Raw genomic sequence first — 24,027 nt, 5'->3', positions numbered from 1 at the left:
TCGCCTTGAACTGGCGGCCAAGCTGCTGCCCGCCCCACCCGCCACACCCACCCGGCGCCGCAGCAGAAGTCGGCGCGCATCCGAACCCGACGCGGCCGGCCGAGGCCCGGCCCAAAGGCATTCCGGCGGCATTGTGCTATCCCGCTCGGACAGCGACGTCCCGCCCGGTCCGGGCCTGGACAATCGATCGCGGCGAGCCGCACCGCCAGCAGCGCGGTCTCGGCCATGCCGGTCGACCTCCCTGTTCAGCCGCCGGCGAAGCCGACCGCTGCGGTTGTCGGGTAGGTCCGGATCAGCTTCCGGTTGACGAGTTCCCGGATTCCGAGGTCGGACAGTTCACGGCCGTATCCGGAGCGTTTGATGCCGCCGAAGGGAAGTTCGGGACGGCTGGAAGTGGGATGGTTGATCCACACCATGCCGACGTCGAGCCGTTCGGCGAGCCGGCCGGCCCGGTCGAGGTCCCGGCAAAAGATCGCCGCGCCCAGGCCGTACGGGTTGTCGTTGGCCAATTCGACCGCCTCGTCCTCGTTGGCCACCCGATACACCACGGCCACCGGGCCGAACAGTTCCTCGTAGTAGGCGCGCATGCCGGGCCGTACGTCGGTGAGCACGGTGGCCTGGACGAACGCGCCCGGTCGGTCGAGGCGGCCGCCGCCCGAGACGAGCCGGGCGCCCTGCGCCACGGTGTCCCGAACCTGGCTGACGAGGGTCTCGACAGCTTGCTCCGAGGAGAGCGGCGAGAGCGTCGTGGCCGGGTCCATCGGGTCTCCGGGGATGAGCGCGGCGAATCGCTGCCGAACCCCTTCGACGAACCGGTCGAAGAACCCGGTCAGGACGATGAACCGCTTCGGGCTCACGCAGCTTTGGCCCATGTTCGACAGCCGGGCGGTGACCGCGGCGTCAATGGTGCGGTCGAGGTCTTCGGCGTCGAGCACGATGAACGGATCGCTCCCGCCCAGTTCGAGCACGGTCTTGACGATGTTGCGCCCGGCCCGCTCGGCCACGCTGGCGCCGGCGCGGTCGCTGCCTGTGAGCGAGACGCCGCGCACCAACGGGTTTTCGATGATCCGCCGGACGTTCCCGCCTGAGACGTACATGTTGATGTATCCGTCGGGCGGCACGCCCGCGTCGCGGAACAGCCGTTCCAGCGCGAGCGCCGACTGGGGGCAGTTGCTGGCGTGTTTGAGCAGGATGGTGTTGCCGGCCGCCAGGTTCGGCGCGGCGAAGCGGGCCACCTGATAGCACGGGTAGTTCCACGGCATGATCCCGAGGAGCGCGCCGAGCGGCCGACTGGCCACCACCGCCCGCCCCTCGTCCGCGGGCAGCGGCCGGTCGGCCAGGAAGCCGGGGCCCCGCTCGCCGTAGTACCGCATGATCTCGGCGGCGAGCCGCACCTCGTCCCGGCTCTCCGTGATGCGTTTGCCCATCTCCAGCGTCACGAGTCGGGCGAACTCGTCGAGGCGTTGCAGCATCAGCTCACCCGCCCGCCCCACGATCGCGGCGCGATCGGCGGGCGTCATCCGGCGCCAGCCGAGGAACGCCGCATGCGCCGCCTCGACGGCGAAGTCGATAGCCTCGTCCGACATCGCCGCGAACTCGCCCAGCACCTGGTTGTTGTAAGGGTTGACGCTGGCGACCGACGATCGGGTTGCGGTCATCGCGCGGCTCCGTCCCACTGCGAACCGTCGGCCCGCTGCCTTCGGCGAACCGTTGACCAATTGGCCGGAGCGAACCATTTGCACCGTTGATCCGACCACGCATGGCGCGTCGCGGTCTATTGGCAGTACTACCGATCCGGGCGGGGGTCGCGCTCCTCCTTTCACCGACAACGGCGGCGTCTGCCGCACCAGTCACGTCTGCGGTCTCGGCGGCAGCGGGAAACGCAGCAGCGCACCCGCCACGTGCGTGCGCAGTTCGGTGTCGGTGGCCACGTGCTCCACCGAGCCGCTCTCGTCGATCACGGCCTCCACCAGGTCGTTGATGATGTCGCCGCTGGGCCGGGTCGGTTCGCCGCAGAGCGGGCAGGTCTCGCCGGACAACGCCAGCCAACCGGACCGGTCGCAGACCACGCCGGGCATCGATACCCCCTCCTGCACCGCGAGCCGGTCGATCGCCGCCAGGGTGCCGGCCCACAGGCAGTCGTCCAGGCCGAGCGCGGCCCGGCGCCGCTCGGCCGCCGCCTCGACGATCTCCGCCACCAGACGGCGTTCCTCATCGCGTTCGTAGTGGTCCACGATGGACTGCGCCTCGCGGCGCACGTCGGCGGGTGTGGCGGTGCGGGCGTCGATGCTGAAGGTGCCGGCCAGCCGCTCCCGTAGGGGTCGCGGGAGGACCGCGGTGAACGCACTCACCTCGTACGGGTGGCCGCCCACCGCCAGCAGCTCGAAGCCTTCCGCCCGGTATAGATCGTTCAGCACCGTCGCCACCCGTCGGTAGTGCCGCTTGGCGAGCTCCTCGGCCTTGTGGTGGACCTTGTGCTCCTGCTTGCCGTACGCGAAATTGGGCTTGCGCAGTGCCGGGTCGCGCAGCCGCCGCACCTGCCGGATCTCGTTGAGGTACAGCTCCCACACTTCGGCCGACGACTCGTCGACCATTGCTACAAACATGCGGTGGTATTCGTCGAGAATCGCCAGCATTGGGCGTACCCACGGGGTGGTGTCCACGACGACCCGATCCCGGAGGGCGCGTGGCAGCGAGACCTCCTCGAAGAAGCCCCGGCCGCTGCAGGAGAAGACCGCCGTCATCCCCTGCTTCCACCGCTCCTCGGTGGACGCCTCGATGATGCGCTTCAGGTCGCCGCGGATTGACAGCCGCGCGTCGTGTTCCAACGTGTGGTCCTGATCCTTGGCCAACGGCCTGATCTCGTCGAGCAGGCTCTTCACCCGGGTGTGCACCGAGCCGTCAGGAAGGACGGCCACATAGAGTGACACCACCGGCATTCCGTCAGGTTCGAACCGGAGGATCTGGTCGATCGTTTCCTGCGCCGTCATCGTCGGTCCTCTCCGTGTCGCGGCCGGCCGGACGCGACATGGCGACACGGCCCGGACAGCGGCCCCTGGCCGTGCGGCGGTGCTACCGGAGGCGGTGCTGCGGGGTGGCCCTTTTCTTCCCGAGGGCCTTTCCGGGCGGTGACGCCGCACTGACTCCTGGATCGCCACCATCGTCGTGTCGGCCGGGGTGGGCCCGCCTCACCCAAAAAGGGGGACCCGGCGCTCATACGGCGCCGCACAGCGGGCCCAGTACGCGTTCGACTGTCTCTTCCAGGGCCCGCGGCGCGGTGCCCGCGGCTTGCGGACGCCCGCCGCGCCCGCGCGGTCGCGCACGCCGTCAACGTCGGCAGTGACCACGTACGCGCCGAACGTGCACGCCCGGCGCCGCCACTGGTCGTCCGGGTCGTCGCGGTCCGAGCCGAGCATGATGCCGCCGCCCTCCGGCCGGCTCAGCTGGGCATGGTCGACGCGATCCTCAACAGGGAATCAGGGCAGGATGATCGGCTTGGCGAGGGCTCCGAACTCGTCCGGCAATTGGGCCATCACGTCGTCGAACTCGCCGAAGCTGACGGCCTCCTCCACCGTCTGGAACACCGCGCTCACGCCGCTGCGGGCGTCGCCCGGTGCAACCTGGGCGCGCTCGGCGACCCGGCGAATGAACTCGTCGAGGTCGAACTGTTCGGCTTCCTCCGGGGCCGACGCCAGGCCGTCCTGCAGCTCGTGAGGCAGCTGCGCGGCGAGGTCACGCGCCTCGCCGCCGGTGATCCGCTCGCCGAGGGTCCGCAGCGTCGCCCGGGTGATGGCGTCGGCCTCGTCCCGGGGCAGCGCGGTGCGTTCGGCCACCTTCGAGATGAACTCCGGAAACTTCATGGTCATCGCCCCTTACGCGAGAGCTTCCGATACCGGATTCTGGGGCCTACCCACGGAATGGCCGCTCTAACGAGCCGGCCATGCCAGATGCCAATCCGACGCCTTCACGGCCCTGTCCACGGGGCTCTACGGCTGGCCGAGGCGATCCTTCAGCGCGTCACGCCTGGCCTTCAGCGTGGCGAGGATCGCCTCCTGCTCCTCCGCCTCGGTCAGGAGCAGCGACACCTCGGCCGGGTCGGTCGGGTATTCCGCACGTTCGCCCATCCGGCGGCGCAGCTCTGCGGTGCCCCGTTCCAGCTCGGCGATCTCCTCCTCCAGGAGGTCCAGCTCCGCAGCAGGCGTCTCCGGCCCGTCTGCCACCATTGGTTCACGTCCTTCCTCGGTGTCTACCCCTTTTGAAGCGGTTCACGGCATACCCGCTTCCACGTCTCCCTAACGGACGGGAACCTCCGGCGGCGAGCGGGCGCGGGCGGCCGCGGCATCCGAGACATTCGATCGTCTCCGCCGCGACCGCGGGCCGCCCGCCGTCCTTCGTGCAGGGGTCTGTGCGGCATGCCAGGTCACGATGCCAGCGCAGCACCGTGTCCGGCCGTACCAGCAGCCGCAAGCACCGCAGGCGCGGTTGCGGCAGCCGGTGCAGCAGCAGCGCCAGCCACGCCCGGTCAGCCGGGCCGAACCGTACCCGCTGCCCTTCGAGCAGACGCTGCAACACCGCGAGCTGATGACGCAGGGCGGAGGAGCTCAGCGTCCTTGTCGCGGTCGCTTCCCGGCAGGAGCCGCAACAACGCAAACGCGTTCGTGATCCCAGGTACGCCAGTCGCAGCAACACGACCCGGCATCATCGCGTAGTCCCCACCAGCGATGGACAGGCAGGACACGGCGAACCACGCAAGATCATCCTTCGAGGTGGGAGACGGCCTCTGAGTCGGAGAGGGCCTCTGAACAGCACGGACGTGTTTGTCGGCAGGTACAGCGTCGGCAAGGCCACCGACGACGAGCGGTTGGAGGCCGAGGGCAAGGTGGACCAGAAGAGTTCGAAGCTCAAGCGGGCCGGCGAGAACATCAAGGACGTCTTCAAGTCCTGAACCATCCGCGATCCCGGCCGCGCGGTACGGCCGCGGCCGGGATCGACGGTGCGGTCCCCGATGCCGACGAGGGCCCGGCGGTCGTGAACGGCCACGGCGTAGCCAGTGATCGCGGTCAAGGGGCGCGAGTGCGGCTGCTGGTGGGCGGAGCCCGCATGATCTATGCCCTGGCGCGGAAGAGTCGTAAGCTGCGCTGACGCTCCTGCGGGCTACGAGCGTCCGGCGGCGCGCAACATCGCCAGCAGGACGAGGACGCCCACGCCCGCCTCGGCCAGCCACATGATGTACGGCTGGGGCAGAGTGCCGTCGCGGACGGTCCACAGGAGAAATTCCAGGATGGCCGGCGCTGTCAGGGCGATCGCGGCAACCCGGCTACGGCGTAGCCGCCAGGCCCGGCCGGCGTAGCCGTAGAGGGCACCGGCGACGGTGGCGAGCAGGACCCATTTGGCGATCGAGACCAGCACGCCGTCCTGGATCACCTGCCAGTAGAAGCCACTGATGGAGGCTATGCAGGTGAGGGCTCCGGCGGCGGGCGCCAGGACGCGCCGCGGTACCGCGTAACCGGCGAGGAAGGGAAGAACGATCCATGGCGCGGCCAGGTTGCTGACCCAGAACTCGAACCGGTGCTGGGGTGTCGGTATGTGGGCCATGGCCTTGCCGAAGAGGAAGCCTGCCAGGACGAGAAGAACGGTCAGCACGACCGCGTTGACGACGCTCGCCGACCTGGTCGTTGTGGTCTCTGACATGCCGCCCCGATCTGGTGAATGGTGCCCGGCAACCACAACAAACGACGACAGAACAGTACCGGACCGGGTCGAAGCCGACATGAGGTCCGCTCAGGCGCGCAGGACATGGGCGACATCCACTGCATGCGGGCAGCCTGCGCTACGACGGGTGACGCGAGCATCCGGTGTCCTTGCGGCGGAAGGCGCCTTCGCCTACCAGCACGGGTTCGGGTCGAGGCAGCACGGCCGGTTGAAGGGTGGTGGCGGCCCGGTCCGGGGCCGGATCGATCCCGGCTAAGCGAAGGATCTCCCAAACGCTCGGCAGCAGCCGTAGCAGCGCGAACGCGTTGGTGACGCCCAGATACGCCAGTCGCAGGAGCATGAGAGGGCATCCTCGCGTAGTCACCGGCGGCGATGGAAATCAGAACACCGGACCCAGCGTACCGAGATCATCTTCGTGCGGCGGAATGCCCCCTGACCAGCACGGACGTATTTGTCGGCAGGTACAACGTTGTCATGCCGGTATGACGCATGAGCCCCGGAGGGGACTCGTCGGTGACGACTCGCTGCAGGGTGATCATTGCCACCACCCGGAAGTTTCCGGCCAGCTTCAGCGCTGGCTCCCGGCATGACGACGCTTCCTCTGGGACCTGACAGCGCGCTTCTGCAACCGGTGACGGCCGGTGCGCTGCAGGCTCCGAACCGAATCTGGATGGCTCCGCTCACCCGCAACCGGGCGAACCCGGACGGCACCCCGAACGAGCTGCAGGCCGAGTACTACAGCCAGCGTGCCGGCGCCGGCGTGATCATCACCGAGGGCAGCCAGCCCGCCGCCGTCGGTCAGGGCTACCCGAACACCCCGGGCGTGCACACCGACGCACAGCAGGACGGCTGGAAGCGCGTCGCCGATTCCGTGCACGCCGCCGGCGGCCGGATCGTGGTGCAGCTCATGCATGCCGGCCGGATCTCGCACAGCAGCACCATCGGCGGGCAGACGCCGGTCGCGCCGTCGGCAGTACGGGCTGCGGGCGAGGTCTACACAGCGGAGGGTCTGCAGCCGTTCTCCGAGCCGCGCGCCTTGGCGACCGACGAGCTGCCCGCGGTGATCGCCGAGTTCGCCGACGCCGCCCGCCGGGCGGTGGCCGCGGGCCTGGACGGTGTCGAGCTGCACGCCGCGAACGGGTACCTGCTGCACCAGTTCCTCGCCGACGGCGTGAACCAGCGCACGGACACCTTCGGCGGCTCGCCGCAGAACCGCGCCCGTTTCGTCGTCGAGGTCGCGAAGGCGGTCAGCGCCGCGATCGGCGCCGACCGGGTCGGGATCCGGATCTCCCCGGCGCACCCGTTCAACGACATCACCGAGGACGACATCTCCGTCTACGAGGTGTTAACCAGCCAGCTCGCCGAGCTGGGCCTGGCCTATCTGCACGTGCTGGCCGCCCCGGACGACCCGATCGTCGGCAAGCTGCGCGCGACATGGCCGGCGACGTTCGTCCTGAACACCGGTTTCGGCGTGGAGTCGGACCGCGACCAGCTCGAACGGCTCGTCGCCGACGGGGTCGCCGACGCGATCACCGTGGGCCGGCCGTTCCTGGCCAACCCCGACCTGGTCCAGCGCTGGACCCGCGGCACCGAGCTGAATGAGCCCGACCAGGCCACCTTCTACGCCGGCGGCGCGAAAGGCTACACGGACTACGCCCCGCTGTCCTGACGCCAGGTGCTCTCGGCCTCGGCCTCGAACAGGAAGCCGGGGCCGAAGCCCATCGCGGTGAAGTGCCCGGCCAGTTCCAGCGGCGCCACGCTGTGCAGCCAGGTCCACATCGTCAGGCCCGCTGCGGGACCTGCGGTGAGGCGGGACGACCGGGCGCTCACTCACGCTGCCCGTGATGTGCTCGTCGAACGTGCCTATCGCGTTGTTCGCACCGACCCATTCGCCGGCCTGGCGGCGCCGAACTACGCCGTCAGGCCGGCTCGGCCACGATGAGGCCGGAGGGCGGCGGCAGTTCGCGCAGGCCGGCGAACCGCCAACCCGTCGCGCCGAGCCAGTCGGCGACCTCGTCCACCTGGTACAGGTCGCCGCCGCTGATCATCAAGAACTCGCCGGCGCCGAACCGCGCCGACGGGTGCGGTGCCACGTCGGTGCGCCACCAGTCGACCAGCAGCAGGCGCCCGCCGGGGGCGATCGCGGTGCGCGCCCGGCGGAACAGCTCGGCGATCTGCTCGGGCGGAAACAGATGCACCACGTTCGCGACGAGCACGGCGTCGTGCCCGCCGGGCAGCGGCTCGGCGAAGATGTCCTGCCCGACGGCGGTGAGGCGGCCGGCGAGCGGCCCGTCCGCCGCCGCGGCGACCGCCGACGCCACCTCCGGCAGGTCGACCAGGGTCGCGGTGAGATCGGGGTACGCGGTGAGGATCGGCTTGACGAACGTGCCGTAGCCGCCGCCCACGTCGAGCAGCCGCCGGTGCGGGCCGAAGTCGTAGCCGCGGGCCAGGTCGGCGGCGGTCTCGGCGGTGACCAGCGCGACGGCCGACTCGTACGCCTCGGTCTGCCTCTTGTCGAGCTGCGGCCGCAGGCCGCGCCGGGTACGGTACGCCTCGGTGGCGTGCTGCCAGGTCGGGTAGCTCACCAGATCCCAGTAGCGGGCCAGTGGCCGCAGGTCGAACGGGCCCCGCCCGGCGAGGAACGCCTCGGCGTCGGGCGCGTTGCGAAATCGGCCGCCGTCACGCACCAGCAGGCCCGCGTCGGCCAGCAGGTCGGCCATCGCGCGGGCGCTCCGCTCGGGAATAGAGCATCGCTCGGCCAGCTCGGCCGGGGTGTGGCCGTCGGGCACGGCGGCCGCGAACAGTCCCACCTCGATGGCCGCGAACAGGGTCTTCGATACCATGAAGCCGGCGGCCAGGTCGATGATGCGGGCGGGCGCCGGCGGGCCGGCCGCGGCGCCATCGGTCTGCTCGGTCGGCGTGAACATGCGCTGCGGCTCGTCGGACATGGCGTGGTCCCCCTGTCACCCGTCGTTGAGCCCCATCCTAGGGCCGGTCCTTTGTGGTCACGTGACCCAGCGAATCGGCCCGGAGGCGCTCGGCCATGGCCCGGGTCTCGTACCCCTACCTGGCGAGGCACACACTGGTAGATCAAGAACGAATCGAACGCCCGCTGATAGGCATCCAGATCATTGGCCTCCGGCGCGGCCCCGACGGCTGCACAACCGCAGAGCCTGCGCCGCGTACCAGCAGCCCGAAGCCGGCGTCAGCACGAGTCCCGGCCTCGCCGAGGGTCACCCGAGTTGGTAGAGGATCGTGCCGTCGATCTCCTCACGGGAGATGCCGAGGCCGTCGATCGGGCGACCGGGCACGCCCTCCCACGGGGTTCCGCTCAGCCACGTCGGCAGGACGACGACCGACCTGATGCCCGCCGCTCGCAACGCGGCGATGCTCGCCGGGTCCGGGAATGTCATGCTGACCGAGCGGATCCTCTCCTGGCCGGTCGGGACGAAGGTCACCAGGCCGTTCGGGACGCGCGGGAACCCGTTCGTGGACCACAGCATGATGGACATCTCAAGGCTGCCGCCGCTGGGCAGCACCAGGGTCGGCTCCTGCGCGGCTTTCATCGCGGCCGGATACCGCAGCAGCTCGGGGTGCGGGGTGCGGTTGATCCCTTCGACGACGACCAGCACGAGCGGGATCAGCAGGGCGAGCTGCAGCGCAACGAACTTTCCGCGGGCCACGAGCCCCGACCGCCCGGCGCCGGCCGCGGGCCGCGGCGCCGTGGCCCGCGCACCGGCGACGAACTCAGTGACCGCGCCGGCCGCCAGAATGGCCAGCAACAACGTGGTCCACACCGTCATCCGCCCGGGTGTGCGCAGTGCCGCCCAGCCTGGCAAGTGTTTGGAGAGTGTCAGATAGCCCGGGTCGCCGTGCCAGGGCAGGGTCGCACCGAGCGTTAGCAGCACGGCCCCGAGGGTGCCGAGGGCCAGCAGGATACGGTGGCGGACTCGGAAGATCGAAAAGAACATCCCGATCACGGCCAGGACGATCAAGGCGATGCCGGGCAGCAGCGTCATCTCCGGCGGCCAGGGCAGATGTGAACGTGCCGCGGCGTGCCGGGCACCCCACAGCCAGGAAGTCCCAGGCGCGATGACCAGGCCTCGCCAGGCCGGTGAATACATCTCGGTCCAACCCAGCCCTCGGTCGGCCTGCGGGTAGAGCTGCAGGACGCGGGCGAAGGCGAGCCCCATGAAGGCCGTGGCGGCTGCGAAGCACAACCCGCCGGCCAGATCGGCGGCAAGCAGCCGCCGGCCGAAGTGCGGCCGGCCGCGCCGCCACCAGGACCAGCCGAAACAGGCAGCGGTTACGAGGCAGAGAGCCATCATCACGTACGCGAAAACGAGTCCGATGGCAAGCCCGAGGGTGACCTGCCAAGCACCGACCAGCCAGCCGGCCAGCGCCCACCACGGCCTGTGCCGTTCCGGGCGGTGGCCGGTGCGCAACGACCAGCCGTGGCCTCGAGCGATCATGGCGAGGCTCAGCGCGATGCCGCCGGTGGACAGGACATTCAGGTGGCCGTCATGCGCGAGCCGCCACGGAGCGTACGCCCAGGCAACGCCGGCCACCGTCGCACCGAGCGGATGGGCGCCCAACTGGCGGGTCAGGGCGTACGCCCCGATGAAGGCGAGCGCGTGCAGAAGGACGTACAAAATGTTGTATCGCAGGACGGCCGCGTCCATGCCGGACCCGATCGCGCCGAACGGCGCATAGCCGACCACGGCATCGGTGAAGGCCAGCGAATGCGGATCGGGGTAGAACGTGTTCGAATCCCACAGGTGCAGGGGATGGTGCAACAGCGCGTGTCCGCCCCAGGCGATCTGCCAGGCAAACAATGCCGGATCGCCGATGTCCCCGGGCACGGTGTGCCGCGGGTCGCGCAGCGTCGGCCAGGTCAGCACCACGGCGAGCACCAGCCCACCCAGGACGATCAAAATCCACTCACGTCGAGACCACAGCCACCTGAGCACACCCCGCGCTGCCACCGACCCCGCCGTGGTCCCGCCCGCTGGGTGCTCGCCGCGTGACACGGTGGCAAGCTCCGGGGACTGACCTTCGATCTCGATCATCCAAGCCCCCGGTTTTCCTGATTTGATGGCAAGCGCCCCGACGCGGGAAATTGTCACACGTCGATGCGATAACCCGGAACTGGGCGCGAAGCGCGAACCTACCGGACGGATGGGGAAGCGGCCCGGTGCCGGCGGCGCCGGCCGGCACCACGCAGGGCGGAACCAGTTCGATGCGGTCAAAGTGGGCGGCGAACTCGGGCCTCAGCTGGCGCCCGGCAGGCCGAGGAACAGGCCGGCGCGTACGGCGCCTCGCCGACCATTACGGCGTCACCACGATCTTGCCCGCCGGCATTCCCTTCGCCAGGTACCGGTGCGCCTCGATGATGTCGTCCAACGTGAACACCCGATCCACCGCCGGCTGCAGCACGCCGGTGCGGACACCGGCGGCCAGGAACGCGGCGACGCGCCGGGTGGTCACCGGGTCGACCATGTCCGCGAAAGCCATGTAGCGAAAGATGGTCAGCGACGGATTCGCCGGGAACGACGCCGGCCGCGGGTCCAGCCAGCCCACCGTGGCCAAGGTTCCACCGAGCTTCGCGGCCAGCGACAGCTCGGCCAGGCCCGGACCCATGACGGCGTCCAGGATGATGTCGGCGCCCACCCCACCGGTGTGCCGCCGGGTAGCCTCTCCGATGTCCTCTCGGTCGGTGGCGATCACCGCGGCGGCTCCGGCGACCAGCAGGCTCTCCACCTTGGCGCTCTGCCGGGTGACCGCGATCGGCACAGCGCCGATCTGGTTGGCGATCTGGATCGCGGCACGCCCGACACTGCCCGACGCCGCGGTGATCAGGACCTGGTCCCCAGGCCGCATCCCGGCCCGCTCAACCAGCGCGCCGTAGGCGGTGAAGTACGACACCCATAGCGCCGCCGCGTTGACGGGCTCCAGCCCGGCGGGCCGTGGCACCACCCGGTCGGCCGGCAGCGTCGTGTACTCGGCGTACGCGCCCCTGGTCTCGAAGTCGGGTATCGCACCGAGGATGACCGGGTCGCCGACGGCCAGCCCGGTCACCCCGGATCCGAGCGCGTCGATGACACCGGTCCCCTCGACGCCGAGCCGCGCGTGCGGCAACTGCACGGGTCGCGGGGACTGTCCGGCCCGGACCATCTGGTCGAGCGGGTTGACGGCGAAGGCCTCGATCCGTACGCGTAGCTCGCCGGCTACGGGCTCGACGACCGGCTCATCGACGACGCGCAGAACTTCCGGACCGCCGGTTTCGTCGAACACGACTACTCGTGGCATGGATGGCTCCTTGTGCTCCTGGTGGGCTTCACCGTGCGACGCTACGGAGCCGATAGGAACCCGCTGGTACCTTTTGACATTGTGCACAACGCCCCGGGCCAGGCCTTCCTCGCTGACTGTCCCACCCGCCTCGCCGTGGAGATCATCGCCGAGAAGTGGGCGGTAATCGTGCTGTTCGCGCTCAGCCTGCAACCCCGGCGCCCCGGCGACCTCGCCCAACTTATCGGCGGCATCTCCCACAAGGTCCTCACCCAGACCCTGCGCCGCCTGCAGGCATACGGCCTGGTCGAACGTCACGCCTTCGCCGAGGCACCCCCGCGCGTCGAGTACAGCCTCACCCAGCTCGGGCAGACCCTGGTCGAGCCGATCAAGGTCCTGACCGACTGGGCTCGAGACAACGGCGAAGCCGTCGTCGACTTCCAGGAACAGAACGAGCTCTGAACTGACCAGCCCCATCGAAGAGGTAGAGGCGACGCTGCCAGTATCAGTGTCGGCCTGTACGCCGGCTAGGCCCGGTCCGCGCAATGTATCTGCGTAGTGGTCATGGTCCTGCGCGGCGTCTCTTCCGGGGCGAAGGGGGATCGGCGATCCGTGGCTGGCCCGGTCACCCGGCCGGTAGGAAGGAGGCAGAACCGAGACAGGGAGCGGGCATGACGATCGATCGGGCCGGCCTGGCCGAGTTCCTCCGGCGACGCCGGGAGTCGCTGCAGCCGGAGGATGTCGGCCTGCCCCGCGGACCACGCCGCCGGACCAGCGGCCTGCGGCGGGAGGACCACTGCTTCCTGTCCCGGATGTTCACCTCGGGCGCCCGCGAGATCGCGACACTGCGCGGCCGCGGCTCCCGAGCGGCTCAGCTCGCCGAGCTGCTCCTGGAGCGCAGTGAGGAGTTCCGCACGCTGTGGGAGCAGCACGAGGTCGGCCTGCGCCCGGACGACGGCAAGAACCTGGTGCATCCCGAGCTCGGCCGGCTGGAGCTGAACTGTCAGACGCTCGTCGACTCGGGCCAGTCCCACTACCTGCACATCTTCACCGCGATCCCGGGCAGCGAGAGCTATCAGAAGCTGCAGTTGCTGGCCGCGGTCGGTGACGAGGCTTAGCGGGGGATCGCCGATCCGTGGCTCCGCAGGCCCTGAATCGGCCGGCGGCGGTGACCGAAGATCGGGGCACACGCCGACACGAGGAGACCGACCATGGCCCGCCACATCGACATCGCCATCCCCGACCTGTCCGGAAAGCTCGCCGTCGTCACCGGCGCAAGCGACGGGATCGGCTTCGTCATCGCCGGCCGCCTCGCCCGGGCCGGCGCAGAGGTGATCATGCCGGTCCGCAACCTGGCGAAGGGCGAGCAGGCCGCCGACCGCATTCGCAGCCTCGCCCCCGGCGCCACGGTCGGCACACGCTCGCTCGACCTTTCCTCGCTGGACTCGATCGCCGCTCTGACCAGCCGGCTCGTCGGCGAGGACCGCCCGGTCGACATCCTGATCAACAACGCCGGCGTAATGAACCCGCCCAGCCGCCAGCTCACCAGGGACGGCTTCGAGTTGCAGTTCGGCACCAACCACCTCGGCCACTTCGCGTTCACCCTGGGCCTGCTGCCGCTGCTGAGGCAGGGCCGGGCCCGGGTCACCCACCAAACGAGCATTGCCGCTCGCAGCGGGGTGATCAACTGGGACGACCTCAACGGGGAGCGCGGCTACGAAACAATGAAGGCGTACGCCCAGTCCAAGATCGCCGTCGGCCTGTTCGCCCGAGAGCTGCAGAACCGCAGCGCGGCGGCCGGATGGGGCATCACCAGCAACCTCTCCCATCCGGGGGTGTCGCCGACGAACCTGCTCGCCGCGCAACCCGGCATGGGCCGCGCGAAGGACACCACCTCCGTCCGCCTGATCCGTCTGATGTCCCGCCTAGGCGTCGTCGGCACAGTGTCCTCGGCCGCGCTGCCGGCCCTGCTTGCCGCGACCGGTCCCGACTCCCACGGCGGACAGTTCTTCGGCCCCAAGGGTTTCGGTGACGTCGGCGGCGCGCCCGCACAGCGCGAGCTGTGGGCTCCGCTGCGTCGGGACGACGACGCCCGCCGGCTCTGGGAGGTCTCCGAGCGGCTCGTCGGCGCGCGATTCCCCGCCTGACAGAGAGCCGAAAGCGGATCGCCGGCGACGTGCCTTTCGCCCGATGTGGGTTTGGAATCTTTCCGACCCGGGCGGGACGGTTGCCGACTCCTTGGATTGCGGTACGAGGGGTGCACAGGATCGTCATCTCGGTGTCCAGGGCGCGGCCCATGGACTTGAGGGTGGCCAGGCGTGTCACGGTCCGTGCGGCGGTCAACGGGCGTGCTAGGCAAACGCTTTCCTGCACAGTCCGCGTGCGCGCCGGCGTAAATAATCTTTAAAGTGTCTATCTGTTAGACAACTTCACGATTAAGCTCATCGATCGATCGCATCCCGCGGTGGCATCCCCGGCCATCGCGTCCGCGTCGACGGAGGGACCCACAGTGAAGTACCGCAAAGCACTCATCGGCGGTCTGGTGACCGCCGTCGCCGCCGGTGGCGTCTGGGCCGGCATGGCGGTCAGCGAGGCGGCCACCACCGGCCTCGCCGTCCGCGGCGGCGCGCCGTACATCTACACCAGCGTGAGCGGGTCGAAGGACCCGGTGAAGGTCATGCAGTCCACCGGCGTCCGCGCGTTCACCCTGGCGTTCATCCTGAACAAGGGCACCTGCTCGCCGGTCTGGGACTCGGGCACGCTGAACGACTCCGGCAAGCAGAAGATGATCACCGCGATCCGCGGGGCCGGCGGCGACGTGGTCGTGTCGTTCGGCGGCTACTCCGGCAACAAGCTCGCCAACTCGTGTTCGAAAGAGACGAAGCTGGCCGCGGCGTACCAGAAGGTCATCGATCTTTATGATCTCAAGGCGATCGACATCGACCTGGAGGCGGGCGAGGTCAGCCAGTCGAACAAGGTCCTGAAGGCGCTGAAGATCGTCAAGCAGAAGAACGCCGGCATCTCGACCATCCTCACGCTCGGCACCGGCAAGAACGGGCTCGAAGGCGACGAGAAGGGCATCCCGGCGCAGGCAGCCGCGATCGGCTCGCCGGTCGACAACTGGACGATCATGCCGTTCGACTTCTCCGACAACGACTCCGGCCTCGACCACGGCAAGGCCACCGTCTCGGCCAGCGAGGGCCTGCACAAGCAGCTCAAGTCGGCGCTCGGCGGCTCCGACGCGAGCATCTACGCCAAGCAGGGCATCTCGTCGATGAACGGCAAGACCGACTCGAACGGCAACGTCACCGTTGCCAACTTCAACACCATGCTTTCGTACGTGCAGCAGCACGGCCTGACCCGCTTCACCTACTGGGAACTCAGTCGCGACACCAGCAACCTCGACTACACCAAAGTGATCGGCAAGTTCAAGGGCTAGGCGGCCGCCGCGTCGACCACGACGTCTCGCTGAGGACGGATACCTGATGGACAACCTCACCGGATTGGTGAGGCTGTCCGCCTGGGTACGTGGCTGGTCGGCCGGGTTGCAGAGGTGGTGGCGCTCGACGAACTGCCCGCCGCCCCCGAGCGTGGCTCGGGCGCGAGGGGGGGCGCCCGCCTCCTGGCCCTGGTTGCGCCTGCTCGACTCCGATGTGGACGGACCGGCGCCGTCGGGCACTGTTGCATTGAGCCTTCGGCATCCGCAAGTCTCGACGACGCCGTCGCACGCTACGAGGCAGCAATGTTCCCGCGATCCGCGGAACTCGCCGTGAGCTCCAACATCGCGTTCACGCGGTTCTTCGCCCCGACGTCCCCGGACGCGCCCCACCTTCCCCCGGACCATGCGCGCGAACACCAGAATTGCCGGACCAGGGCGGCGGAATACCGACGCCGTCAAGCCCAAGAAGAGCCGTAGAAGACATACGCTGCATGCCACCGCCATGCCCCGGCGAGGAACCCGGGTTCGGCCGCATGCCACGGACCAACCAACGAACCGCTCGCCGACCAGGTCGGGGTCGACTCCACGATGCGCGTTGTCGTCCACATCGTCGCCTCGAGCTGAACGCCGGCTAGCCCGTACCTGACCGAGACGTTCCCGCCAGCAGGCTGGCCAGCTCAGTGCGTCCGGAGTCGTCAGCGTGTTGCGTGGCCCCGTTTTCTCGTCGGACCAGCCAATGCGGTCCGCGCCAGATCGCGTAACCAGACGTGTGCGGGGTCGGTGTCGTAGCGCTGATGCCATGACAGGTATACCGGTGCCGGCGGCAGTTCGAGCGGCAGGGGCAGCAGGGTCAGATCGAGATCCGCGGCCGCTGAGCGGGTGGTGGATTCAGGGGCCGTGATGATGAGGTCAGAGCTGCGCACAAACTCGAACGCGGCCGCTTCGGTAGGCGCAGTCGCCACCACGCGCCGGGTGAGGCCGAGCTGTGCGAGAGCGTCGTCGAGGGCATTGCCGAGATTGCCGCGCCGCGAGACGGTGATGTGCTCGGCCATTGCGTACCGCGCGGTGGTGACGGTCTTGACACGGGTGAGCGGGTGTCCCCGCCGCACGACGATGACGTGGTGGGTCTCGGTGACCCGCTCGGCGCGAATATCCGGTGCGGTCGGGTGGTTCGCGTTCGCCTCGAGGTCGACCTGGCCGCGACGCAGCTCGGGGGTGTCGATGCTCGACTCCGCGGTGAAGCGCAGTCGCACGCCCGGCGCCTGCTCGCGCACGGCCGCGAGAAGCGCTGGGCCGCTGAGGGCGACGAGTGAATCGTGCCAGCGGAGTGTGAAGGTGCGCTCGAGCGTGCCGAGGTCGAGTTCGCGGCTCGGCGCCAGCACGCTGTGGACCTGCTGGAGCAGTTGGTGCACCTGTTCGCGAACGGCTACCGCGTACGGCGTCGCAGTCATCGTGCGTCCCGTGCGCACCAGAATCTGATCCCCCGTCGTGCGCCGGATCCGGCCGAGGCTTCGACTCATCGCGGGGGCGGTGACGTGCAGGCGCTCGGCCGCTGCGGCCACGCTGCCTTCCTCGAGGAGCGCATCGAGCGCGGCGAGCAGGTTCAAGTCCAATTGCATGAGAGTCATGCTAGCCGTGCTTTACATGCACTTGTGGTTAATGAATGGTGCGCATAGCTTCGAAATGCGGGCGCAAGAGACGCAGCTTCCTCGCCCGATCGACCGCATCCACCCCCTGCACCGATGGGAGTACCGCCGTGCCCGAGACGGTTCAGAACACTGATGCCGCGGCCGCCGGGACCGCGTCCGACGCCGACCTGCTCGCGCAGACCGCGATCGCCGTGTGTGCGGCGGGTTCGGCGCTGCGCGAGCGCTTCGGCGACATGGTCCGCTACCAGACCCGCGAAGAGTTGATGCGCGCGCTCGCCGCCAACGACGACGTGGCCCTCGACATCCTGCGCCCCCGCCTTGGGCTGCTGCGCCCGGACGCCCGCTGGGTGCAGGACGAGCTCGCGGGCGGGGCCCTGCCTCCCGGCGAATGGTGGGTCGTCGACCCGGCCGAAGGCAACGTCAACCACCTGCACGTTCTGCCGGAATGGGCGGTGACCGCCACCCTCGTGCGCGAGAACCAGCCGGTGCTCACCGCGGTCCACTTGCCGTTGACCGGCCAGACCTATACCGCGCTCGCGGGCGCCGGTGCTCACCTTGACGGCCGGCCGCTGCGCGTGTCCGAAACCACCAGCCTCGGTCTGAGCATCGTGGCCACGAGCCAGGCCAGACCGGACGAGGACGAGGCGATCGTGCGGCGCATCGGCTCCTCGATCACCGCGATGCTCCTCGACGCGCTCGTGGTGCGGACATCTGTGCCCGCGACTCTGCACCTGCTGAACGTGGCCGCCGGCCGGATCGACGCCTTCTGGCAATTCGCCGGGGCCCGCGCGGACCTGCTTCCCGGGGCGCTGCTCGCCGCCGAGGCCGGCGCACGGATCTCTGACGCTGAGGGGCGCCCCTGGACCCCGCAGAGCGAAAGCTTCCTGGCCACCGCGCCCGGCGTGCACGCCCAAGCCGTGGCGACCCTCTCCCGCCGACCCCGGGATCACAAGCAGAGGATCACGAGCACCGGAAGGACCAGATGAGCATGACCACGATCGCCGTTCTCGGAAACGGCCGCGTCGGCGGCAACCTTGCCGCGGCCCTCAATCGGGCCGGACACCAGGTGGCCACGGCGGACCGCTCGCCAGGCTCCGCCGCCGACGCCGCCCGGACAGCGCAGATCATCATCAACGCCACGCCGGGCGCCGGCGCGCTGGAGCGGCTCGTCGGGCTGCGCGAGCAGATCCACGGCAAGATCCTGGTGGACGTCTCCAACGCCACCGTCGACGGACCGGACGGGCTGCCCGCCGGACTGCTCTACCCCGGCTCAAGCCTCGCGGAGCAACTCCAAGAAGCGCTCCCCGGCACGCGCGTCGTCAAAACGCTCAACACGATGCTCTACACGGTGATGACCGCGCCCGGCGCGCTCACCCAGCCGCCAACCGCCTTCCTCTCCGGCCAGGACCCGCAGGCCAAGCAGATCGTCCGCGGACTGCTCGCGGACCTCGGCTGGCACCAGGAGTGGATCACGGACCTCGGTGGAATCGAGACCGCGCAGGCTGCAGAGGCCGCAGTCCTGTTCGTACCGCACGTGATCCGATCCAACGGATTCGCGCCCTTCGCCATCTCGATCGCTCGCTGACAAGCCGAACGCTCTTCATGACGCACGACCGTAAGACGTGTTCCGGTTCGACGCTGCCGTTGCGATGCAGCGTGATGTTCTCCGGCGTCTGTCCGGCGACCAGGTCGAAGTGTGCCGTGATGGTGGGCTTGGTGATTGGCGCCAAGGCCGCCCGGCGGGGTCCGACGATCAGGACGCCGGCCGCGGCGGCGACGGCTACGGCGGTGCGCCGCGAAAGGAAATGGACATGAGGGTCCTCACTTCAGGAAGCGGGGGTCTCGGCGGTGGCGACGATGGTGGCGCGGCCGAGGGTGTGGCTGGCAATGGTGAAGTTCAGGTAGGCCGGAGTGCCATCGGCGGCCAGATCGAGGTCGGCGATGTCGAGGGCGTGCACGGTGATGAAGTAGCGGTGCTCGCCGTGCCCGGCCGGCGGGGCGGCGCCGATGTACTGCGGCAGCCGGGCGTCGTTGGGCAGCTGGACCGCGCCCTGCGGCAGCCCAGCGCCATCAGCGGCGCCGGCACCGGCGGGCAGGGCGGTCACGGTGGCGGGGATGTTGAACACGGCCCAGTGCCAGAAGCCTGACATCGTCGGCGCGTCGGCGTCGAAGACGGTCACGGCGTAGCTCTTGGTGCCCTTCGGTGCCCCCGACCAGGTCAGGTCCGGGGAGATGTCCTGGCCGCCAGGGATGCCGAAGGCGCCGGAGTGCTGAGCCGGCGGCAGGGCCATGCCGTCGACGGCCGCGGTGCTCTTCAGTTCGAAGCCGGGCACCTGCGGAAGGCGGGCGAACGGGTTCATGGGGTGCTCCTTCTCAGTGACGGGTTGTGCTGAGAGAAGCTTGCGGAACGGCGACAACGGGCAGGGAGATCCTCGGCATGCTGGCACCCGGCGTACCACCCTCACCCGATGACGCACCGCCGCCCGGTGGCGCAGACTGGGATCATGCCAGCGCCCCGAGCCACGAACCGGCCTGAATTGTCGGCGTTCCTGCGGGCGATGCGATCACGCGTACGCCCGGCTGACGTGGGCCTGCCGCAGCTGGGTCAGCGCCGCACACCCGGCCTGCGCCGCCAGGAGGTCGCCCAGCTCGCCGCCGCGAGCATCGACTGGTACATCCGCCTCGAACAGGGCCGGGTGGGGGTACCCGGCACCGCCGTCCTCGACGCGGTGGCCGAGGCGCTGAATTTGTCCGAGGCCGAACGCCACCACCTCCACCTGATCGCTCGCGGCGAGGCCCCACTCCCCCGGCACGTGCCCGCCCCGGCGAGCGAGTCGCTGCGGACGCTGCTGCAGAGCATGCCGTCAACGCCCGCCTGGATCCTGGACTTCCGCTTCGACGTGCTCGCGCACAACACGGCCGCGGTGGCCCTGTTCGGCCCGGGCTTCGCGGTCGGGACGAATACGGCGGAGCCGCTGTTCTGCGACCCCGGCGCCCGCGACTTCCAGCTCGACTGGAACCGGATCGCCCGCGAGCACGTCGGCAACCTGCGCGCCAACCTGGCCCGGCACCCTGACGATCCCCGGCTCAAGGCACTGGTCACCGGCCTACGCCAGGAGAGCAGGGACTTCGCAGTCTGGTGGGACGACCAGACCGTGCAGGAACGCACGAACGGCACCAAGCGCGTCATGCACCCGATCGGCGGGGTCATGACCTTGTGCTACGACGTGCTGGCCGTGCAGGACGGCTCCGAGCAGCGCCTCTCGGTCATCACCCCTGCCGACGCGGACGCCGACAACGCGCTGCGTTCGCTGATCTTCCGGCAGACCAAGCTGCGCGCCGTGAACTGAATCGCGGTCGAGACGGGTTCCACCAATACCTCGGCATTCGCTGCCATGGATCCAGCGGGTCGGCCGCAGCCGCGTCGCCACCGAGGGCCTGATCGGCGTGGACGTTCCAAGACGTCCGCTGAGATCGACCGGAGCCGGCCTTTCCGGCGAGCGACCCACACAGGCCGTTCGTCATCACTCTCACGCGGCTTCCGTGCCCCCAAGGTCCGGCCGGCCTGTTCCGCGAACGCCTTCGCCGGGAAGGTGTTGTAGCGCCAGATCCGGCTCACCGTTACTCCTTGATCCCGATGCTCTCGACCGGCGCGAGGCGCAGCAGGCGGCCGACGGGCAGCACCGTCGTGAACAGTGCCAGCAGCGTCGTCCCGCCGAGCACCACCGCCCAGCCCAGCGGTGGCACGTACGGCGCGGGGTGGCCGATCACCGCGTTGACGACGGCGGTCAAGGTCAGCGCCGCGGTCGCCGCGCCGATCGTCAGCCCGACGCTCAGCAGGCCTGTCTGCTCGGCGTGGACCATGCGTTTGATTTGCCGAGGGGTGGCGCCGACCAGGCGCAGCACGGACAATTCACGACGGCGGGCCAGGGCCGCGATGACCATCGTGTTCGCGGCCGCCAGCGCGGCGTAGCCGACCATCACGCCGATCAGCAGCTTGTTCAGCCAGGCGCTGACCGCCAGGTCCTCGGCGAGGGTGCCGGTCAACTGGGTGGCGGGCACGACCGTGCTCCCCGGGTATTGCCGGGCGAGCGCTGCCAGGGCTTCGTCGGCGCCGGGCGCAGTGCGGATCAGCACCTGATCGTCGAGGTTTGTGGCGGTGTGTCCGGCGACCAGGTCGCGGGTCAGGGTGACGTCGCCGAAGCCGAGTCCTCGGTCATAGATCGCGACGACCCGGACCTGGACCGGGGTGCCGTCGCCGAGCCAGAGTTCGACCTGCTCGCCGACCTTCCAGCCGGACGTCGACGCTTGCAGGCCGGAGACCGCGATGGCGGCGCCGTGCAGGCCCGCGAGGCTGCCCTCGCGGACTTCCAGGTCCATTGTGGAGGTGACTCCGTCCGGGTCGACCGCCTGGGCCGTGACCGCTTGGAGGTCGCCCCCGAAGATCTTCACCAGCACCGACGTGCGGCGCACGCCGGTCGCGGCCCGCACGCCTGGGATCTTCCGGGCCTTCTCGACCGCGCTGTCCGAAAGGCCCACCGGGGAGATCAGCGCGCGCTCGGCCAGCATGCCGTCGCGGCTCTGCCCGACCGTCTGCCGCTGCAGGTTGTCCTGCAGGAACCACACCGAGCCGCCGAGCCCGACGGAGAGCACCAGCGCGGTGAGCACCGCGGCCATGCCTCGAGCGTTGGCCCGCAGGTTGGCGGTGGCGAGATAGCCGCTCGCGCCCCAGATGGTGCGCAGTGCCGGGGCCAGCAGCCACGCCCCGAACAGGTTGATCCACGGGGCGAGCTGAGCGACCGCGAGGACGTAGAGGAACAGCATGCCTTGCGCCGATGCCAGCGCCGCAAGTCCGCCGGTGCCGGCAGTGAAGAACGAGGCGCCGACGGCCACGGCGAGTGTCACGAGGCCGCCGATGAAGCGGCCCTTGCCGGCGCGGGCCGGTTCGACGGCGGCCTCGCCGAGAGCCTCGGTCGGTCGGATGCGAGCGATCCGCCGGGCGGCGATCAGGGCGGCGCCGACCGCGACGAGCAGAGTGAGCACGGAGGCGACCAATGCGGCGAGCGCCACCTCGGCGATGGGGAAAGTGGCGGGAAGGAAGCCGTGAGTGACCAACTGGTCGTGCACCCAGCCGGTGGCCGGCACGCCGGCCGGTACGCCGAGCACTATCGCGGCGACGCCCAGCAGACCCGCCTCGATCGCGATCAGGCGGCGGACCTGGCCGGGGGTGGCGGCGATGGCGCGCAGCAGCGCGAGCTCCCGGCGGCGGTGCCGGACGGCGAGGCCGATGGTCCCGCCGGCCACGAAGACGATCAGGAGGACGACGTAGCCGCCGAAGGCGCCGCCGGCCTGGATCAGCAGATCACGAGCGGCCCTGTCGCCGGACCGTTCGGCCAGCCCCAAATCGCTACCGGCGTACGCCTTGGCTCCAGCGGCAGCCGCCAGCCGATCGAGGGACGAGACGATTGCGGCACGGTCCGCGCCCGGCGCCATGACGACGCCGACGGCGTCCACGCGACCGGGGTGCACGCTGAGCGCGGCAGCGCGGACATCGGTGAAGAAGACCGCGGGCGGCAGCTGAGCGGTATGGATCTGCTCGGCGACGCCGCTGATCCGAAACCGGCGGGTGACGCCGCCGACCGTGAATTCCGCCTGCTTGCCGGGGCGCAGCGCGTCGCCCGCGAGGGCCGCGTCGACGACGATCTCGTCGTCCGCGACCGGCCGCACGCCGGCGACCAGGCGGTACGGCGTGAGGGCTGCGCTGCTCCAGCCGTGCCCGGCTGCCGCGGCCTTCCCGGTGGCGAACACCGGGATCGAGTCGTCGGCGATCGAGGCTGCCACGCCCGGGATCTGGCGGATCCGCTCCGCCAGCTCGGCGGGGACGGTACCGGTCTCTGGCAGGGTCAGGGTGGACGACGTGGTCTCGCCGCCGATGTCCCTCGTCTCGAGCGTGATGTCCGGGCGGGCCACGACGGCGTCGGCCGCCGCGTATCGCTGGGTTGTGGGTTTGTAGACGAGCCCGGACTGGACCAGCACCCCCATCGCGGTGAGGATCATGACGCCGGTGGTGAGCGCGACGAGGGTAGCGGCGGAGACGCCCAGGCGGCGGCGCAGCAGGTGGACGGCAAGTTTCAGCACGGTTCAGCCCGCCACGGTCACGGGGGTGCGGCGGAGCGACGCCAGTTGCTCGGCAATCCGCGCGACGCCGGGCTGCGGCATGTCCCGAACGATCCGGCCGTCGGCGAGGACGATCACCCGGTCGGCGTAGGAGGCGGCAGCCGGGTCGTGGGTGACCATGACGACGGTTTGTCCGTGCTCGTCGACCATCGAGCGCAGCAGGGCCAGCACCTCCGCCGCGGTCTGGGTGTCGAGGGCGCCGGTCGGCTCGTCGCAGAAGATTACGTCGGGTCGCATGGCGACCGCCCGGGCGATCGCCACTCGCTGCTGCTGGCCGCCGGAGAGCTGGGCCGGCCGGTGCGCCAGCCGGGGGCCGAGGCCGACCCGCCGGACCACCTCGGCCAGCCACGCCCGGTCCGGCCGCGCCCCGGACAGGCGCAGCGGCAGCACGATGTTCTCCTCGACGGTGAGAGCGCCGATCAGGTTGAATGCCTGGAAGACGAAGCCGATCCGGTCGCGGCGCAGCTTGGTCAGCCGGGTTTCGGAGAGCCTGGCCAGCTCGGTGTCGCCGATCCACACCTCGCCCGACGTGGGTCGGTCCAGCCCCGCGGCCGTCTGCAGCAGGGTGCTCTTGCCGGAGCCCGACGGGCCCATCACGGCGGTGAAGGTGCCGCGGGCGAAGCCGGCGTCGACGCCGGCCAGGGCGGTGACGGCTTGCCCGTCGGTGCGGTAGGTCCGCGTGAGTTGCTCGACGCGGACGGCAAGATCATTGTGGACGGACATCTCGTCGCCTTCCGATTTCCGCTGCCAGGTGAGGACACC

At 70.0% G+C, this 24,027-nt stretch carries 23 protein-coding genes; 9 read left to right on the top strand and 14 right to left on the bottom strand.

Going from position 1 to position 24,027, the window contains the following annotated elements:
* Positions 1-245: 245 nt before the first annotated feature.
* The 4 genes from ODJ79_RS32230 to ODJ79_RS32215 form a co-directional block, all read right to left on the bottom strand.
* Entirely contained in the window at positions 246-1,658 is a 1,413-nt protein-coding gene (locus tag ODJ79_RS32230; RefSeq protein WP_263027396.1) for an NAD-dependent succinate-semialdehyde dehydrogenase, read from the bottom strand.
* Between the two features lie 192 nt (positions 1,659-1,850).
* Positions 1,851-2,990, bottom strand: a complete 1,140-nt coding sequence (locus tag ODJ79_RS32225; RefSeq protein WP_263027395.1) for a hypothetical protein — start codon at positions 2,988-2,990, stop codon at positions 1,851-1,853.
* A 486-nt stretch (positions 2,991-3,476) separates the two neighbouring features.
* Positions 3,477-3,860, bottom strand: coding sequence for a DUF2267 domain-containing protein (locus tag ODJ79_RS32220; protein WP_263027394.1), 384 nt, complete (start codon positions 3,858-3,860; stop codon positions 3,477-3,479).
* A gap of 126 nt (positions 3,861-3,986) precedes the next feature.
* The gene (locus ODJ79_RS32215; RefSeq protein ID WP_263027393.1) at positions 3,987-4,223 is read right to left on the bottom strand and encodes a hypothetical protein; all 237 of its coding nucleotides are present in this window, start codon (positions 4,221-4,223) and stop codon (positions 3,987-3,989) included.
* Positions 4,224-4,813: 590 nt separating this feature from the next.
* On the opposite strand from ODJ79_RS32215, the gene ODJ79_RS32210 reads away from it, so the two are divergent.
* The gene (locus ODJ79_RS32210) at positions 4,814-4,945 is read left to right on the top strand and encodes a CsbD family protein (RefSeq protein ID WP_263027392.1); all 132 of its coding nucleotides are present in this window, start codon (positions 4,814-4,816) and stop codon (positions 4,943-4,945) included.
* A 209-nt stretch (positions 4,946-5,154) separates the two neighbouring features.
* Here ODJ79_RS32210 and ODJ79_RS32205 read toward each other — a convergent pair whose 3' ends face one another.
* On the bottom strand, positions 5,155-5,691 hold the full coding sequence (locus ODJ79_RS32205) for a DUF6518 family protein (protein ID WP_263027391.1): 537 nt from the start codon (positions 5,689-5,691) through the stop codon (positions 5,155-5,157).
* A gap of 139 nt (positions 5,692-5,830) precedes the next feature.
* Positions 5,831-6,052 carry a hypothetical protein gene (locus ODJ79_RS32200; protein ID WP_263027390.1) on the bottom strand — a complete coding sequence of 74 codons (222 nt, stop codon included), beginning with the start codon at positions 6,050-6,052 and terminating at the stop codon, positions 5,831-5,833.
* A 246-nt stretch (positions 6,053-6,298) separates the two neighbouring features.
* Between ODJ79_RS32200 and ODJ79_RS32195 the strand changes: the two genes are divergently transcribed.
* The gene (locus ODJ79_RS32195; protein ID WP_263027389.1) at positions 6,299-7,381 is read left to right on the top strand and encodes an alkene reductase; all 1,083 of its coding nucleotides are present in this window, start codon (positions 6,299-6,301) and stop codon (positions 7,379-7,381) included.
* Here ODJ79_RS32195 and ODJ79_RS32190 read toward each other — a convergent pair.
* The 4 genes from ODJ79_RS32190 to ODJ79_RS32175 all read right to left on the bottom strand — a co-directional run bounded on the left by ODJ79_RS32190 (position 7,363) and on the right by ODJ79_RS32175 (position 12,021).
* On the bottom strand, positions 7,363-7,542 hold the full coding sequence (locus tag ODJ79_RS32190) for a hypothetical protein (RefSeq protein WP_263027388.1): 180 nt from the start codon (positions 7,540-7,542) through the stop codon (positions 7,363-7,365). The two genes, ODJ79_RS32195 and ODJ79_RS32190, sit on opposite strands and share 19 nt — an antisense overlap.
* A gap of 89 nt (positions 7,543-7,631) precedes the next feature.
* Complete coding sequence (locus tag ODJ79_RS32185; RefSeq protein ID WP_263027387.1) at positions 7,632-8,660, bottom strand: acetylserotonin O-methyltransferase; 1,029 nt, start codon at positions 8,658-8,660, stop codon at positions 7,632-7,634.
* A 285-nt stretch (positions 8,661-8,945) separates the two neighbouring features.
* Positions 8,946-10,781: a hypothetical protein gene (locus tag ODJ79_RS32180; RefSeq protein WP_263027386.1), complete on the bottom strand. Its 1,836-nt coding sequence runs from the start codon at positions 10,779-10,781 to the stop codon at positions 8,946-8,948.
* A gap of 259 nt (positions 10,782-11,040) precedes the next feature.
* Entirely contained in the window at positions 11,041-12,021 is a 981-nt protein-coding gene (locus ODJ79_RS32175) for a zinc-dependent alcohol dehydrogenase family protein (protein ID WP_263027385.1), read from the bottom strand.
* Between the two features lie 81 nt (positions 12,022-12,102).
* On the opposite strand from ODJ79_RS32175, the gene ODJ79_RS32170 reads away from it, so the two are divergent.
* The 4 genes from ODJ79_RS32170 to ODJ79_RS32155 all read left to right on the top strand — a co-directional run bounded on the left by ODJ79_RS32170 (position 12,103) and on the right by ODJ79_RS32155 (position 15,439).
* Positions 12,103-12,462: a winged helix-turn-helix transcriptional regulator gene (locus ODJ79_RS32170; protein WP_263027384.1), complete on the top strand. Its 360-nt coding sequence runs from the start codon at positions 12,103-12,105 to the stop codon at positions 12,460-12,462.
* A gap of 209 nt (positions 12,463-12,671) precedes the next feature.
* The gene (locus ODJ79_RS32165; protein WP_263027383.1) at positions 12,672-13,118 is read left to right on the top strand and encodes a hypothetical protein; all 447 of its coding nucleotides are present in this window, start codon (positions 12,672-12,674) and stop codon (positions 13,116-13,118) included.
* A 93-nt stretch (positions 13,119-13,211) separates the two neighbouring features.
* On the top strand, positions 13,212-14,147 hold the full coding sequence (locus tag ODJ79_RS32160; protein ID WP_263027382.1) for an SDR family oxidoreductase: 936 nt from the start codon (positions 13,212-13,214) through the stop codon (positions 14,145-14,147).
* Positions 14,148-14,509: 362 nt separating this feature from the next.
* Complete coding sequence (locus ODJ79_RS32155; protein WP_263027381.1) at positions 14,510-15,439, top strand: hypothetical protein; 930 nt, start codon at positions 14,510-14,512, stop codon at positions 15,437-15,439.
* A 695-nt stretch (positions 15,440-16,134) separates the two neighbouring features.
* Here ODJ79_RS32155 and ODJ79_RS32150 read toward each other — a convergent pair.
* Positions 16,135-17,058 (bottom strand): LysR family transcriptional regulator, encoded by a 924-nt coding sequence (locus ODJ79_RS32150; protein WP_263027380.1) that lies wholly within the window; start codon positions 17,056-17,058, stop codon positions 16,135-16,137.
* 137 nt (positions 17,059-17,195) lie between these two features.
* Here ODJ79_RS32150 and ODJ79_RS32145 point away from each other — a divergent pair, with 137 nt between their 5' ends.
* Both ODJ79_RS32145 and ODJ79_RS32140 read left to right on the top strand, forming a co-directional pair.
* Positions 17,196-18,074 (top strand): inositol monophosphatase family protein, encoded by an 879-nt coding sequence (locus ODJ79_RS32145; RefSeq protein ID WP_263027379.1) that lies wholly within the window; start codon positions 17,196-17,198, stop codon positions 18,072-18,074.
* Positions 18,075-18,076: 2 nt separating this feature from the next.
* Positions 18,077-18,673: an NADPH-dependent F420 reductase gene (locus ODJ79_RS32140; protein ID WP_263027378.1), complete on the top strand. Its 597-nt coding sequence runs from the start codon at positions 18,077-18,079 to the stop codon at positions 18,671-18,673.
* A gap of 241 nt (positions 18,674-18,914) precedes the next feature.
* Here ODJ79_RS32140 and ODJ79_RS32135 read toward each other — a convergent pair whose 3' ends face one another.
* Positions 18,915-19,448, bottom strand: a complete 534-nt coding sequence (locus tag ODJ79_RS32135; RefSeq protein ID WP_263027377.1) for a YbhB/YbcL family Raf kinase inhibitor-like protein — start codon at positions 19,446-19,448, stop codon at positions 18,915-18,917.
* Between the two features lie 144 nt (positions 19,449-19,592).
* Here ODJ79_RS32135 and ODJ79_RS32130 point away from each other — a divergent pair, with 144 nt between their 5' ends.
* The gene (locus ODJ79_RS32130) at positions 19,593-20,438 is read left to right on the top strand and encodes a helix-turn-helix transcriptional regulator (RefSeq protein WP_263027376.1); all 846 of its coding nucleotides are present in this window, start codon (positions 19,593-19,595) and stop codon (positions 20,436-20,438) included.
* Between the two features lie 271 nt (positions 20,439-20,709).
* On the opposite strand, the gene ODJ79_RS32125 is transcribed toward ODJ79_RS32130, so the two are convergent.
* Positions 20,710-23,226 (bottom strand): FtsX-like permease family protein, encoded by a 2,517-nt coding sequence (locus ODJ79_RS32125; RefSeq protein WP_263027375.1) that lies wholly within the window; start codon positions 23,224-23,226, stop codon positions 20,710-20,712.
* 3 nt (positions 23,227-23,229) lie between these two features.
* Positions 23,230-23,988, bottom strand: a complete 759-nt coding sequence (locus ODJ79_RS32120; RefSeq protein WP_263027374.1) for an ABC transporter ATP-binding protein — start codon at positions 23,986-23,988, stop codon at positions 23,230-23,232.
* Positions 23,989-24,027: the final 39 nt, after the last annotated feature.

This window comes from Actinoplanes sp. KI2 (genome assembly GCF_025630775.1).
Classification (GTDB): domain Bacteria; phylum Actinomycetota; class Actinomycetes; order Mycobacteriales; family Micromonosporaceae; genus Actinoplanes.
This window is presented reverse-complemented; position numbering and strand designations above follow the sequence as displayed.

Bases quoted from the DNA above. Each gene is read 5' to 3' on its own strand.
- ODJ79_RS32230 (WP_263027396.1), bottom strand. From the start codon at position 1,658: ATGACCGCAACCCGATCGTCGGTCGCCAGCGTCAACCCTTACAACAAC.
- ODJ79_RS32225 (WP_263027395.1), bottom strand. From the start codon at position 2,990: ATGACGGCGCAGGAAACGATCGACCAGATCCTCCGGTTCGAACCTGAC.
- ODJ79_RS32220 (WP_263027394.1), bottom strand. From the start codon at position 3,860: ATGAAGTTTCCGGAGTTCATCTCGAAGGTGGCCGAACGCACCGCGCTG.
- ODJ79_RS32215 (WP_263027393.1), bottom strand. From the start codon at position 4,223: ATGGTGGCAGACGGGCCGGAGACGCCTGCTGCGGAGCTGGACCTCCTG.
- ODJ79_RS32205 (WP_263027391.1), bottom strand. From the start codon at position 5,691: ATGTCAGAGACCACAACGACCAGGTCGGCGAGCGTCGTCAACGCGGTC.
- ODJ79_RS32200 (WP_263027390.1), bottom strand. From the start codon at position 6,052: ATGCTCCTGCGACTGGCGTATCTGGGCGTCACCAACGCGTTCGCGCTG.
- ODJ79_RS32195 (WP_263027389.1), top strand. From the start codon at position 6,299: ATGACGACGCTTCCTCTGGGACCTGACAGCGCGCTTCTGCAACCGGTG.
- ODJ79_RS32185 (WP_263027387.1), bottom strand. From the start codon at position 8,660: ATGTCCGACGAGCCGCAGCGCATGTTCACGCCGACCGAGCAGACCGAT.
- ODJ79_RS32180 (WP_263027386.1), bottom strand. From the start codon at position 10,781: ATGATCGAGATCGAAGGTCAGTCCCCGGAGCTTGCCACCGTGTCACGC.
- ODJ79_RS32175 (WP_263027385.1), bottom strand. From the start codon at position 12,021: ATGCCACGAGTAGTCGTGTTCGACGAAACCGGCGGTCCGGAAGTTCTG.
- ODJ79_RS32165 (WP_263027383.1), top strand. From the start codon at position 12,672: ATGACGATCGATCGGGCCGGCCTGGCCGAGTTCCTCCGGCGACGCCGG.
- ODJ79_RS32160 (WP_263027382.1), top strand. From the start codon at position 13,212: ATGGCCCGCCACATCGACATCGCCATCCCCGACCTGTCCGGAAAGCTC.
- ODJ79_RS32150 (WP_263027380.1), bottom strand. From the start codon at position 17,058: ATGCAATTGGACTTGAACCTGCTCGCCGCGCTCGATGCGCTCCTCGAG.
- ODJ79_RS32140 (WP_263027378.1), top strand. From the start codon at position 18,077: ATGACCACGATCGCCGTTCTCGGAAACGGCCGCGTCGGCGGCAACCTT.
- ODJ79_RS32135 (WP_263027377.1), bottom strand. From the start codon at position 19,448: ATGAACCCGTTCGCCCGCCTTCCGCAGGTGCCCGGCTTCGAACTGAAG.
- ODJ79_RS32130 (WP_263027376.1), top strand. From the start codon at position 19,593: ATGCCAGCGCCCCGAGCCACGAACCGGCCTGAATTGTCGGCGTTCCTG.
- ODJ79_RS32120 (WP_263027374.1), bottom strand. From the start codon at position 23,988: ATGTCCGTCCACAATGATCTTGCCGTCCGCGTCGAGCAACTCACGCGG.